Below are 13,745 nucleotides of genomic sequence, written 5' to 3' on the forward strand. Positions count from 1 at the left end.
GACGGGCCCCTGGGCGCACGAAAAGGTGGACGAGCGGCCGCGGAGCGTCAGAGTGGCCCGTTGTGACCGACCACCGACTCGCCGCCGTCCTCGTCGTGGCCCTGCTCGTCCTCGCCGGGTTCGGGGGGCTGTGGCTCTTGGGTGGCTCGGCGGTGGCGCCGCCTTCGCTCGATCCGTCGGCGAGCGCGTTCGAGGTGAGCGCGACCGAGTCCGGCCCGCTGGCCGAGGACCTGGTCGAGCCCCGCGCGGCGGACACGCGACGCGATACCGGTTCGTCGCCACCCGAGGTCGGAGAGAGCGTTGCGGGCGGGGACGAGCAGGCGCCGCTCGCCTCGATCCAGGGTGTGCTCGTGGACGAGAACGATCATGGAATCGAGGGCGTCGAACTCGACCTGATGAATGGCATCACGGTCGTTGCAGGTGCGACGACCGATGCACTCGGGCGATTCGCGTTCACCGCTGTGGAACGCGGGAGCTACAGCGTGTCCGCGCGCCGCGGAGCATCGCGGAACCAGATCTCGAGCGAGTTCGTCCCTGCCGATGCCGTCGACTTGAATCGGCTGGCCAGACTGCGGATCACGGATGCGATGGAGTACGCGCTCACGATCCGACTCACGCGCCCGGCGACGCTCCTGGTTCGCGTGCTGAACGCCGAAGGCGCGCCGGCACTGTCCACCCACCTGTTCGTGGAAGGTGCACGCAGTTCCGTCCTGCGTAGCTTCACCCTGCAAGCGACGAGCGAAGCGAAGTTCGATCGAATGCGACCTGGCGAGTACAGCGTCCGACTCGATCTCGAAGGACCGGACCCGCTTTCACGAACCGTCCAGCTTGGCGCCGGCGAAACGCAGGAGGTCGAGATCCGAGTGGACGACTCCACGGGTGCGCTGCTTGTCGGTCGCCTCGTCGGCACCGACCTCGAGGCGCTCGCTGGACACTCGATGCGCCTCTTGAACGAGGACGGTACGCCGCGCAAAGGCGTCGCGAGCGTCGTCACGAACAGCGACGGCCTGTTCACGATCGGGCGACTCACGCCAGGGCGCTACGTGCTGGAGGTGGATGGTCGCGGGACCGGGGCCGCGCCGCAGCTCGTGCAAGCGCCCGTGCTCCTCGACGTGGGCGGCGACGACGTGGACCTCGGTGACGTCCTGGTCACGTACGGCGACGGCTGGGCGATCGCGGGAACTCTCGTCATCGACCAGGAATGGGCGGCTCGAAATCTTGCGGAGACCATGCACCTGTCCGTCGCCATCAAAGTCGTCGACGCCGAAGAAGGGCCAGCGAACCGAATACCGCGCCTGTCAGCCATCAGCCAAACGACTGTGCAGCATGCCTATTTGTCCGACGTCGATCGGAACAGCATTCTGTGGTCGGTGGGCCTCGACCACATCCCCACCGACGGCGTCGGGCCATCTGGCCGCGCACGACTGGTCATCACCTTTGCGGAAGCCTTCAGCCTCACCTCCTCGTCGGCTTTTACACCGTCGAAGTGGCACAAGACCGTGGACGTGACGATCGAGCGCGGAAGGTGCACCACGGTCGATCTCACCTTTCCCTGACCCGCGCTCGTCAGGCCCGCACGAGCCGCTCGGGCGGAAGGTCGAAGCCGCGGAACCCGTCGCGCGTGTCCACGATCAAGCGCGCCGAAGCGGCCACGGGCGCGAGGTCCACACCCGGGTGGTGGACGGCCAGGACCACGGCGTCGTAGTCGGCGACGTCCGCCGTCGCGAGATCGATCGAACGACGGCCCGACAGCGCGTGCGGCACGTCGCCGTCGAGGCGCGGCACCCACGGATCGGCGTAGTCGGTGCGCGCGCCGGCGCTCTCGCACAGCTCCATGATCCGCAGGCCCGGGGACTCGCGCGTGTCGGCGACGCCCGGCTTGTAGGCCGCGCCGAGCACGAGCACGCGCGCGCCCTCGAGTTGGCTGCCGCGCAGATCGAGCGCTTGCGACAGCTTCGACACGACCCGCCGCGGCAGATCGCGATTCACGTCGAGCGCCAACTCGACCAACGTCGCCGGCACCCCCGCGCGCCGCGCCGCCCAGGTCAGGTACTCGGGGTCCACGGGGATGCAGTGGCCGCCGAGGCCCGGGCCGGGTTCGAACGGCATGAAGCCGTAGGGCTTGGTCGCGGCCGCGCGCACCACCGGCCACACGTCGATGCCCTGGGCGTCGAGCACCTGCTTGAACTCGTTGACGAGCGCGATGTTCACGGCGCGGAACACGTTCTCGAGCAGCTTGGCCGACTCCGCGGTCGCGCAGGACTCGACCGGGTGCACGGTGTCGAGCGCTTCGGCCAGCACCGCGCGCGCGCGCTCGAGACTCACGGCGTCCATCCCCCCCACCAGGCGCGGCAACTCGCGCGTGCGCCGACCGCTGCCGGGGTCCTCGCGCTCGGGACTGTAGGCCACGCACAAGTCGCGCCCGAGCCGTCGCGGCCCCGCCTCGTGCAACCAGGGCACGAGCCGCTGTTCGGTGGTGCCGGGCCACGTGGTCGAACACAGCACGACCAGCGCGTTCGGCGCCAGGTGCGGCGCGAGCCCGTGCGCGGCTGACTCGATCGCCGACAGGTCCGGTGCGCCGTCCGCGTCGAGCGGCGTCGGCAGGCACAGGAAGAGGGCCTCGCACTCGGCCACGCGCTCGAGGTCGGTGGCCACGTCGAACGAGCCACGCCCGTCCGACCGCTGCGCACCGCTCGGCCCGAACCAGCGCTCGGCCGGCACGCCCAGCGCATCCCCGTCGCCCGCCTCGACCGCCGCCCGGCGCGCGGGATCCGCCTCGAACCCGAGCACCCGCCTACCGGCGTCGCGGAACGCGCCCGCGAGCGGCAGTCCGGTCATACCGAGTCCGACGACGCCGATGGCGGGGCGTTCGGTGTGCGTTCCGTGGTCCATGCGTGTTCCGCCGAGCGAGCGGGCGGCCATGGTGCCCAGCGTGGACGTCCGGCGCGAGCCCCTGGGCCACTGGACAGGACGAAAGCGGCGCGCGTCTCTTCCTGCCAGTTCGGTCGGACCTCGTGCTCTGGTCGGGCGGCTTCGGATCGAGCGCGGAGGACTCGGGGGCTGCGACGTGCTCGGATCCACTCGACGAGCGCGGCGGGGGCCGAGGTGATGGCCCGACGTCGGGCGTCGCTCACAGGACGGTGCTGGTCGCCGCGGACTCGGACGGACTCAGGCTGCGTCGGCGAGCCTGGTCGCCGCAGTGGCGTGCCCACCGTGTCCGACGTGCACACCGGCCACGTCCTCGAGCAGCTCGACCCACTGGGCACAGCACACCTCGCGCTCGAAGCGCTCGAGGAACACGGCGCGCGCATTCCGGCCGTGGTGCGCGAGGCGTTCGCAGTCGGCGGCGGCGTCCTCGGCCAGGGCGGCGATCGCATCGGCCAACTCCGCGCCCTGTCCGGGGACGAAGCACAGGCCGGCTCCTGAGTCGCGGATCGTGTCGGCCGACTCGCAGCGCTCGGCGCCGACGAACAGCACGGGGCGGCCGGCGGCCAGGATGCCGTACAGCTTGCCCGGCACCGCGACGCCGGTCTGGTTCGGCTCGAGCGACATGAAGTGCACGTCGCCGGCCGGCAGGGACTGGCCCAGGGCCTCGCGCGGCAGGTAGCCGTGGAACTCGACGTTCTCGAGGCCGTGCTCCGTGGCGAACGTCTCGATCTCGGCGCGCCGCGGTCCCCCGCCGACGAAGGCGAAGAGCACGTTCGGAGCGCGCGATTCGAGCTCGACCATGGCGTCGCACAACTCGTCGAAGCGGTGCACGAGACCCGCGTTGCCGGAGTACAGGACGACGAAACGGCCGTCCCAGCCGAGCTCGGTGCGCAGCGTGTTGAAGCGGTGATCGATCGGCGAGATCTCGTCGGCCGAGCTCCAGACCGGGATCTCGGCGATGCGTTCGGCCGCGACGCCGCGACCCTCGAGGCGCGCACCCTGGTACGGACCGAGCACGACGTTGCGCGTCGCGGTGCGCATCGGGTGGCCGCAGGCGAACGCCAGGAAGCGACCGAGTAGGGACTTCCTCGAGAGGAGCCCGAGCTCGAACTCCGCGTCGGGGTGCAGGTCCATGACCCAGTGCACGTGCTGCGTGCGACGCAGCACCTGGAGCGCTCGCCCCCAGACCCCGAGCAGCGGCGGCGTCGTCAGCGTCACGACGGCGTCCGGCCGGGGCCCGAGCAGGAGCGCCTTGGCGAGCAGCGCGTGGAACGACAGGTAGTCGAGCGCGCGCCGCCACAGCGAACCGTTCTTGCCGTGACTCGACGCCGGAACGCGCACGACCTCGACGCCGCGGTGCATCTCGAACAAGGGCGCCTCACCGCGACCTTCGAGGTACTGGCCCCGCGAGCACACCACGCGCACGCGGTGGCCACGGGCGACCAGCGCCTCGCACAGATCGGCGAGGTGCTGGCCCGTGCTGGCCACGTCGGGCCAGTAGTACTGGTTGACGAAGGTGAAGAAGGCCACGGCGTGGAGCGTCGATGGAGCGCGAACGCGAGCGTTCTCAGGCCGACTCGCGCAGGCCGCGCCAACGCTCGTCGGCACCCGGGAAGACCTCGAGCTGCTCGTCCTGGGCCGCCGGGAAGGGCAACGCCGGTTGGACCTTGTCGATGTCGCGCTGCAGCATCTCGCCGCGGATCCATTGGAACGTCTTGCGCATGCCTTCGGCCAGCGAGGTGCCCGGCTCCCACCCGTGGACGGCCTGGATCAGCGTGTTGTCGCTGTTGCGACCGCGCACGCCCTTGGGGGCCGACAGGTCGTAGGAGCGCTCGACCGACACGTCGGCGATCTCCTCGACCACGGAGACCAGTTCGTTGATCGAGACCAGCTCGCTCGAGCCCAGGTTGATCGGCTCGGTGAACTCGCCGTCGTGGATGCGGTGGATGCCTTCGATGCAGTCGTCGATGTACATGAACGAGCGCGTCTGCTCGCCGTCGCCCCAGATGTCGATCGACAGGATGCCGGACATCTGCGCCTCGAGCACCTTGCGGCACATGGCGGCGGGCGCCTTCTCGCGTCCGCCGTCCCAGGTCCCGTTCGGGCCGTAGACGTTGTGGAAGCGGGCGACGCGGGTCTCGATACCGAAGTCCTCGCGGAAGTGGCGGCACATGCGCTCGCTGAAGAGCTTCTCCCAACCGTAGCCGTCCTCGGCCATCGCGGGGTAGGCGTCGGCCTCGACCAGCGCGGTCACGTCCGTGTCGCGCTGCTTGTCGGCGTTGTAGACGCAGGCCGACGAGGAGAAGAAGAAGCGCTCGACCCCCGCGTCCTTGGCGGCGATCAGCATGTGCGTGTTGATCAGGACGCTGAGCATGCACAGCGCCTTGTTGTTCTCGATGAACCCCATTCCGCCCATGTCGGCGGCCAGGTTGAAGACGTCGGTCGTCCCCTCGCAGGCACGGTGACACGCGTCGAGCTTCTCGAGATCCATGACGAGGTTCTGCGCGCGCTCGTCGAACTGGTACCACTGGTCGAACGGCTTCTTGTCGACGGCGCGGACGGACTCGTAACCGCGCTCGAAGAGGCTCTTCACGAGGTGGCCGCCGATGAACCCTCCGGCGCCGGCGACGATGGCGTGGCGGCCGCGGGCGAAGGACTCGGAGTCGGACGACAGGGAGGAGGAACTGCTGTTCACGTCGGTGGGGTGCGCGTGGTTCGTGGGAGCGAGCGCCGCCGGTGAGGCGGGTGGAGCGAGGAGGAGTGGGCGACCGCGGCACAGCCGTGCGCCCTCCAAGGCTCCCGATCGGCCCCGCGCCCCGTCGCGCTGAGGGTTCGGTTCGGTGCGGCCCGCGGCAGGTCCCCCGTGCGGCACCCTCGGCCGCGACTCGGAAATCCGTGCCACGTGGCGCGGGCGGCAGGACTCGGTCGGAGCGCCGCGTCCGGGTCCCTTCGCGCTGGCGCGGCGCCCGCGCGATCGCCGAGCGAGTCCTACTGGTCGCCGGCTTCCTCGTCGCCAAGGGCCTGCGCACCGCCGTCATCCACATCGCCGTCGCCCGTCTCGACCCCGAATCGGATCAGCTCCTCGGCGGTCAGATAGTGCATGCCGTAGGCGTCGGCGGCCTCGAGCGTGAAGAAGTAGAACTCCGGATCGATGCCGATCGCGCGGAAGAACTCGAGGTACGACTCGTGCTCGGGCGCGTCGCGCGGCAGGTCGCCACCCTCGCGCTCGCCCAGCGCGTCGTACTCGGCCCACGAGTGCACGCCGAGCCGCGCTCCTTCCCCGAGCTTGCGACGCCAACCGGCCAGGAAGAAGTCGGTCCCGCCCGACGCCGCCTCCCCACCGGGCGCGAGTTCGGTGTGGAACTGGTGGCGATGGACCAGGAGCGCCGCCTCTTGGCAGGCCACGTCGTCCATCGTCCCGGGCACCTCCTCCATCAGGATCCGATCGACCTGGGGCTCCTCGACGAGGATCCGCATGAGGCGCCCCAGAGTCGCGCCGGTGATGCTGCCGTTCATCACGGCGTAGCGGCCCGCGATCTCGAACGTGGCGCCACGCGCGTCGCGGGCGTAGTAGCGCGCCACCTCGTCGCGCACGAGCGTTCCGTCCCCGTCCAGGTCGAGAGCGGCCACGTCGTACTCTTCGGGATCGATCTCGGCCAGCGGCGCTTCACCGTCGCCGTCGGGATCGATCCCGAGCCAGATCGCAGCCTCCTCGCCCATCACGTAGGACCGCACGCTGTCGTGGTCGAAGTGGCGGATCTCCGCCTCGGTCAACGCTCCGTCGCGGTTGCGATCGAGCTCCCAGAAGGACGCGAGCAGCTCGAACGACGCCTCGGCCCGGCTCAGCGTTCCGTCGCCGTCGAAGTCGTACTCGGCGATCAGGTCGCGCGCCATCTCGCGCGCGTACTCGCGGCGCTCCTCGAACAGATCGAGGATCTCCGACTGGGAGAAGCCTTCGGGCCCGTCCTCGTCGTAGTACGACTCCTCGATCCGAATGGCGGCCGCGGCCTCGAAGGCCTCGATCCGACCGTTGCGATCCAGGTCGAGCCAGCGCATCACGTCGCGCATCTCGACGCGCGCCGCCCCCCCTCGGCTCGCACCGGTCGGGGCAGGTGCTGTGCCCGGGACTCCGAGCGCGTAGGTCAGGAGCGAGCCCCAAAGAACGAGGGAAGCGGAGCGGAACGCTCGAGTCGTCGTGGTCATGGCGAGTCGCGGAGCCGAGGCGGAACGGGTCACCGGAGTGTAGTCGCCTTCCGAACTCCCGCGCACGCGACGCCGCGGCACGAGCGCATACTCGCGCCATGTGGTCCGTCGTCATGGCAGCCCTCGGGGCCGTCGGCATCTTCCTTCTGGGGATGGTCTCGCTCGAGCGCGGGCTGGAGGGCCTCGCGGGCGGGCGGCTCGAACGCGTCCTGGCGCGCTTCACGAAGAGCCCGACCTCGGGAGCTCTGACGGGCGCCGCGGTCACGGCCGTGTTGCAGTCGTCCAGCGCGACCACGCTGACGGCCGTGGCGCTGACCGGTGCCGGGCTGCTGACCTTCGCCCAGGCCCTGGGGATCGTGCTGGGCGCGAACGTCGGGACCACGGTGACGGGCTGGTTGGTCGCGCTGGTCGGGTTCGAGTTCAAGGTCGGCGCGATCAGCGGACTGATGGTGTTCACCGGCGTTCTGACGCACCTGTTCGCGAAGAACCGGCTGCGCTACGCGGGGCTCGCGCTCGCCGGGTTCGGACTCGTGTTCCTCGGGATCGGTGCGTTGCGCGACGCGCTCGGCGGACTCGAGGGGATCGTCACGCCCGACTCGTTCCCCAGCGACGACTTCGGAGGCCGCGTCCTGTTGGTGCTGATCGGCATCGCCGTCACCCTCGTCACGCAGTCGTCGAGCGCCGGCGTCGCGGCCGCGCTGGCCGCTCTGCACACCGGAGCGATCGACCTGCCCCAGGCCGCGGCGCTCGTGATCGGCATGGACGTCGGAACCACGGGAACGGCGTTGTTCGCCACGATCGGTGGAACCACGTCGGCGCGCCGCACCGGCCTCGCCCACGTGCTGTTCAACATCCTCAGCGGCGTCGGCGCATTCTTCTTCCTCGACCTGTACGCCTTCGGCCTCGAACGCGCGCTCCCGGGTACGGCGACCGCGCACCCGGAACTGGCGCTGGTCGGCTTCCACACGGCCTTCAACCTGCTCGCGGTCCTGGGCGCGCTCCCGTTCGCCCGGCGGTTCGCGCGGCTCGTCGAGCGCATCGTGCCCGAGCGCGAGGACCCACTGACGCGCGCCCTCGAGCCGCGTCTCGCGAAGCGACCGAAGCTCGCCGTCGACGCCGCCGCTCGCTCGCTCCACGCGATCGCACGCCGCGTCCTGCGCGCCACGTTGCGCGAGGTCGATCTGCGCGAGCGACGTGGTCCGGGCGGCACGGACCTCGTCCGACTGGACTCCGCGATCGAGCGCGTGGCCGATTTCGTGGGCGCGATCCCCACGTCCGACGGCGACACGGCGGCCCTGCTGCGCGAGACGGCCCTGGTCCATCAGACGGACCACCTGGCGCGCCTGGTCGACCGGCTCGGCGCGATCCCGCGGGGCGTGTCCACAGCGTTCGACCCCGAGTTCGAGGCCCAGCGCGAGGACCTGGTGCGCGCGCTGGTCCGGACCCTGCGCGACGACGGACCGACGGCGCGCGGCTTCGACGCCCAGGAGCTCCGTGGCGTCCGCGACCGACTCGAGGCTTCCGACGAGAACCTGCGGACGGCGTGGATCACGCGCGCCGCGGCCGATCACCTGGGCGCGACCGAAGCGCTGGCGCGCCTCGAGAGCCTGCGCTGGCTGCGGCGCGTGGCGCACCACACCTGGCGCATCGCGGCGCACTCGGGCGTGGCGCTCGGATCGACTCGGGCGGCGAGTTCGGACGGCGCAACACACCGCGAGCGCGGAGCCGACACGATGGAACCGGTCTGAGTGGGCTCGAGCCGAGCCGCGCGTCCCGAGTGGACGCGCGACGAACGGCCCGGCCCGGCTCAGCCCTCGTACTCTTCGCTCGCGAGGCCGAACGACGACGGTTGCTCGACGGCCGCGTTCGATCCGCGCGCGGGCAGTGCCGCGGGAACGTCGTCGACGCTGGCTTCGATCGCCACCGGCAACGGCGTGCGCTCGAGGATCGTGTCACCCAGGACCAGAACGTCCATCTTCGTGCGCAGGAAGCAGGCCAACGCCTCTTCGGGACGCTGCACCACCGGCTCGTTCTCGTTGAACGAGGTGTTCAGGATCATCGGCACGCCGGTCAGGCTGTCGAAGGCTCGGATCAGCGCGTGGTAGCGCGAGCTCGTGCGCGCGCTGACCGTCTGCAGGCGGCCCGTGCCGTCGGCGTGGGTGACCGCCGGGATGTGCTCGCGGCACTCCTCGCGGATCGGCAGCACCATCGACATGAAGGGCACGGCCTGGGGCCTTTCGAACCAGTCGGCGACCTTCTCCTCGAGGACCGACGGCGCGAAGGGACGGAACGACTCGCGGCGCTTGATCTTGAGGTTGAGGATGTCCTTCATGTCCGCGCGCCGGGGATCGCCGACGATCGAACGGTTGCCGAGGGCGCGCGGCCCCCACTCCATCGATCCCTGGAACCAACCGACCACGTGGCCGGCGGCGATGTGGCGCGCCACGTGGTCGCACAGGGCCGACTCGTCGGTGTAGGCGACGCGCGCGCAGCCCGCGTCCTCGAGCGTCTCCTCCGCCTGCGCCAGACAGGCGTCGAGCGCGGACTGCTCGTAGCTGGGGCCGAGGTAGGCGTGCTCCATGAAGCTGGTCCGCTCGCGACCCAGGACGTCGCACCAGACCGATGTGGCCGCGCCGATCGCGCCCCCCGCATCGCCGGCGGCAGCTTGCACGTAGACCTCGTCGAACGGGGTCTCGTCGGTGATCTTGCCGTTGGCGAGGCTGTTCATCCCACAGCCGCCGGCCAGGCACAGCTTGCGTTCGCCCGTCTCCGCGGCGAGCGCGCGCAGCATCGAGAACAGCACGCCTTCGTACACGGCCTGGATCGACGCGGCGAGGTCCTTGTGGCGCTGGGTCAGCTCTTCACCGTGGTGGCGCGCCGGACCGAGCAGGGACTCGAGCTTGGGCGAGAAGGCGCGGCCGACGGTCGGTTCGCCGCCGTCCCAGGTCATCGGGACGCCGCCGGTGGTGTGCAGGAAGTAGGACGTGTCCAGCTCGAACCCGCTGCCGACGGGACGGACCACGTTCTCGAGTTCGCGGACGTAGCGCGGCTCGCCGTAGGCCGCCATGCCCATGACCTTGTACTCGTCGCCGTACTTGTGGAAGCCGAGGAACTGGGTCAACGCGAGGTAGTAGAGACCGAGCGAGTGCGGGAAGCCGACGCGGCCGAGCTCGACCATGTCGCGGCCGACCCCGTGCGCCCACATCGAGCTCGAGAAGTCGCCGAATCCGTCGATCGACGCGATCGCAGCGCGTTGGAAGGGCGAGACGTGGAAGGCGCTCGCGAGGTGCGCGCGGTGGTGTTCGATGCCCCAGAACTTCGGCCTGAAGGTCGCCGGTTCGACGCCGAGGCCGGCCGCCAATTGCTCGACGACGGAACCGACCGCGCCCGAGTTCCGGCGGCGCTCGAGGGCCTTGCGCCACAGTTTCGGGTGCGTCGCGGTGTAGGCCAGCTTGGACAGGAGGTGCGCGCGCGGGTCGCGGTTGATCGCCACGTGGTCGACGTCGCTCGGCGCGAGTCCGGCCTGGGCGAGGCAGGCCCGAACCGCTTCGGTGGGCAGGCCGGCCCAGTGCTTGATGCGCCGGAAGCGCTCCTCCTCGCAGGCGGCGACGAGCACGCCGTCGACGAGCAGGGCGGCGGAGGAGTCGCCGTGGAAGGCGTTGAGACCGAGGATGACGGTGGGCTTGTGCACGGTGCGGGACGCGTGGGGCGCGGGGGGATGCAAGTGGATCGCGTGGACGGCGCTCGCGAGCGGTGATCGCAAGGGTGCGACGCGCGGGCGCTTCGGATGAATGGCTCCGAGCGGTTGGATCGGCCGATCGACGCGCGAGGTGAAGGGCCCACGAGGACGGTCCCAGCCCTCGGACCGGGCCGGAAGATGTGTCCGAGTGCTCGCGCGGACGGAGCCCGAGGGACCGCGCGCGAAACTCGAATCGTCGAATCGTCGGAATCACGCAACTCGGGCCAGGTGCGCGGCCGATCCCCACGCGAGCGTCGCCCTCTCCGACGCGCCGAGCCCGTCCGGGCGAACGCGCGCCTCGTCCCCACGCCGAACGCACCGATGAGCCGCCCCGCTCCGGAAACCACTCGCCCTCGCTCGCACGCGGGCTCGACCGCCGCCCAGCTCCTGGGTCGTATCGAAGCGCCCGCTCGACGGCGGAAGCGGATCGTGCCCGAGGAGTCGACGAGCGAAGCCCCGTCGGACCGATCGGCCGCGACCAGCGGCGCTCCGAACTGGGCCGCCCTCGAGCCGCGCGGCCTCTACGCGCGCTGCGGACGACCGCTGGCCGAACTGGTACTGCTCGCCGCCGTCCTGCCGTTCGCGGTCGCGCTCGCCCTGCCGATCGCACTCGTGAACCTGTGCGTCTTCGGCGACCCGCGCCGCATCCTGTTCAGCCAGGAGCGCGTCGGGCACCGCGGCCAGGTCTTCCGCATCCACAAGTTCCGCACGATGAAGGAGACGAAGAGCTCGTCCTTCGACTCCTGGAGCGGCGACGGCGACGCCCTGCGCGTGACGGCCTTCGGTCGCTTCCTGCGCAACTCGCACCTGGACGAGCTGCCGCAGCTGCTCAACGTCCTCAAGCGGGACATGAGCGTCATCGGTCCGCGGCCCGAGATGGTCGAGATCGAGACCTGGGCCGGCGCCCACGTGCCCAAGTTCGTCGAACGCCTCGCCGTGCGCCCCGGCATCACCGGCTGGCCACAGATCACCCAGGGCTACGTCGGCCGCTGCGCCGAGGGCTACGCGAAGAAGCACGCCCTGTGTATGCAGTACCTCGAGCGCTTCGGTCCGAAGCAGGACGCCCTGATCCTCGTTCGCACGGTCCTGTGGATGGCGCGCCGACAGGGCTGGCAGTGGCAGGACCAAGGGCGCGGCTGAGCGTTCGCCGGCGCGCGGCGCCGGACCCCCCGCGTCGGGGAAACGCGGGAGGTCCCAGCCAGGGGTGACGATCCGCTGGGGAACGGAGCGCCGACGGCTGCGAGGTGAGGCCGGGGCCTCGGATCTCGTCGAGCTCTCGGGACGGAGAGTGTTTCGTGTGGTGCGCTGGCAGCGCGTTCGTCGCGCCGGCGCTGGACCCCCCGCGTCGGGAAACGCGGGAGGTCCGGGCCAAGGGGTGTCGATTCGCCGGGGAGCGGACCGACGGCTGCGAGGTGAGGCCGGGGCCTCGGATCTCGTCGAGCTCTCGGGACGGAGAGTGTTTCGTGTGGTGCGCTGGCAGCGTGTTCGTCGCGCCGGCGCTGGACCCCCCACGTCGGGAAACGCGGGAGGTCCGGGCCAAGGGGTGTCGATTCGCCGGGGAGCGGATCGACGGCTGCGAGGTGAGGCCGGGGCCTCGGGTCTCGTCGAGCTCTCGGGACGGAGAGTGTTTCGTGTGCTGCGTCGAGCGTGCGGCTCAGAAGCCGACCGTCAGACCGATCGAGGCGAAGGGCTGCGGGTCGAGTTCGACTTCGAGGACCGTCGCGCCGTCCGCCAGCGTGGTCAGCTCGCGCCAGGCCGTGAAGCCGACACCGAACTCGATGCGCGTGTCTTCGCCGACCGCGAGGCCGAGCGTCGCGCCGAGGTCGATCTGCTCGTCGCGGAAGGCCGGCGCGGTGAGTCCGCCGCCGTCCTCGAGTCGGAACTGACGCTGGTCGTAGACGGCGTAGACCTCGAGGTCGACCGCGTCGTTCAGTTGGGCGTCGAGGGCGACGCGGTTGCCCTCGGCGGTGATGCGCAGCGATTCGTTGACCTGCCAGTCGAGGCCGATGAAGGGCAGGAGCACCGCGTCGTCCTCGAGGCGGGTGAAGGCCATCAGTCCACCGGTGATCTGGACGTTCTCCGAGGCGTGGAAGGCGAGGCCGCTCGTGCCACCGAGGATCGTGCTGTCGGCGAGGCCGGTCTCGGGCTCGCCGGCGATCGTGATCTCGAAGCCGTGGAAGTAGGACAGGTCGCTGGCGACGCGGCCGTAGTAGGTGCTGGCGAGACGCGTGCGGTAGACGTCGTTGAACGGGTCGGTGTCCGTGCCGACGATCGGCGAGGAGAGGCCGAAGTCGTAGAAGGCGGCTTCGTTCTCGAACTCGATGCCGAGCGTGCCACCGCCGTCGGTCTGTTGCAGCAGGCGGGCGCGCCATCCGAAGCGTGCGGTGCTGACATCGCCACCGCCGGTCTCGACCATCGCACCGGGCAAGAGCGATCCGAAGGCCTCGACCTCGACGCGGCGCTCGAGCGTGGGTTCGGCGAGCACCGGGCCGCGCTCGAAACGAGCGGCGCGGACCTGGGTCGACCCGTTGGAAGCGGCGCTGTCGACGGCCGTGAAGACGGGCGTCTCGGCGGAGTCGGCGGCACGCCAGTCCAGCGGCAGCGGGATGCGCGGCACCGGGCGGACCGTGGACTGGGCCTGCAGCGTGGCCGCGCTGGCCGCCGAGATCAGGATGGCCGACAGGATGGTCGTGCTTCGCACCGAGATTCGCCCCCTCTGACCGGGTCGGAAGCACCCGGATGGTCGTTGGCGCGACTCGACACGTCCCCTCGTGTCGTGCTCCGGACTCCGGTCCGGCGCGGCGCGCTGCGAAGTCCGTCGGTCACCCCCCCAAGGGCGTCCGCGTTCGGGCTTCAACGAAAGGTATCCCGGACT

The 13,745-nt window shown here is 70.7% G+C and carries 9 protein-coding genes; 3 read left to right on the top strand and 6 right to left on the bottom strand.

All coding sequences use genetic code 11. From position 1 onward, the window contains the following. Positions 1-62 precede the first annotated feature (62 nt). Positions 63-1,556, top strand: a complete 1,494-nt coding sequence (locus Pla163_RS11540; RefSeq protein WP_419185839.1) for an MSCRAMM family protein — start codon at positions 63-65, stop codon at positions 1,554-1,556. Between the two features lie 10 nt (positions 1,557-1,566). Here Pla163_RS11540 and Pla163_RS11545 read toward each other — a convergent pair whose 3' ends face one another. The 4 genes from Pla163_RS11545 to Pla163_RS11560 all read right to left on the bottom strand — a co-directional run bounded on the left by Pla163_RS11545 (position 1,567) and on the right by Pla163_RS11560 (position 7,131). After that, on the bottom strand, positions 1,567-2,922 hold the full coding sequence (locus Pla163_RS11545; RefSeq protein ID WP_419185840.1) for a nucleotide sugar dehydrogenase: 1,356 nt from the start codon (positions 2,920-2,922) through the stop codon (positions 1,567-1,569). Between the two features lie 246 nt (positions 2,923-3,168). Continuing rightward, on the bottom strand, positions 3,169-4,458 hold the full coding sequence (locus Pla163_RS11550; RefSeq protein ID WP_419185841.1) for a glycosyltransferase family 4 protein: 1,290 nt from the start codon (positions 4,456-4,458) through the stop codon (positions 3,169-3,171). 37 nt (positions 4,459-4,495) lie between these two features. Next, complete coding sequence (locus Pla163_RS11555) at positions 4,496-5,602, bottom strand: NAD-dependent epimerase/dehydratase family protein (protein WP_145192503.1); 1,107 nt, start codon at positions 5,600-5,602, stop codon at positions 4,496-4,498. A 314-nt stretch (positions 5,603-5,916) separates the two neighbouring features. Continuing rightward, on the bottom strand, positions 5,917-7,131 hold the full coding sequence (locus Pla163_RS11560; RefSeq protein ID WP_145188240.1) for a CREC-EF hand family protein: 1,215 nt from the start codon (positions 7,129-7,131) through the stop codon (positions 5,917-5,919). A 98-nt stretch (positions 7,132-7,229) separates the two neighbouring features. Here Pla163_RS11560 and Pla163_RS11565 point away from each other — a divergent pair, with 98 nt between their 5' ends. Next, positions 7,230-8,879, top strand: a complete 1,650-nt coding sequence (locus Pla163_RS11565; protein ID WP_145188243.1) for a Na/Pi cotransporter family protein — start codon at positions 7,230-7,232, stop codon at positions 8,877-8,879. Between the two features lie 59 nt (positions 8,880-8,938). On the opposite strand, the gene Pla163_RS11570 is transcribed toward Pla163_RS11565, so the two are convergent. Then, positions 8,939-10,822 (bottom strand): carbamoyltransferase family protein, encoded by a 1,884-nt coding sequence (locus Pla163_RS11570; RefSeq protein ID WP_145188246.1) that lies wholly within the window; start codon positions 10,820-10,822, stop codon positions 8,939-8,941. Between the two features lie 477 nt (positions 10,823-11,299). Between Pla163_RS11570 and Pla163_RS11575 the strand changes: the two genes are divergently transcribed. Continuing rightward, complete coding sequence (locus Pla163_RS11575) at positions 11,300-12,010, top strand: sugar transferase (protein ID WP_419185842.1); 711 nt, start codon at positions 11,300-11,302, stop codon at positions 12,008-12,010. A 514-nt stretch (positions 12,011-12,524) separates the two neighbouring features. Here the strand turns inward: Pla163_RS11575 and Pla163_RS11580 are convergent. Continuing rightward, positions 12,525-13,571, bottom strand: a complete 1,047-nt coding sequence (locus tag Pla163_RS11580) for a hypothetical protein (protein ID WP_145188252.1) — start codon at positions 13,569-13,571, stop codon at positions 12,525-12,527. Positions 13,572-13,745 lie beyond the last annotated feature (174 nt).

Origin of the sequence: Rohdeia mirabilis, assembly GCA_007750655.1 — a bacterium.
GTDB lineage: Bacteria > Planctomycetota > UBA1135 > UBA1135.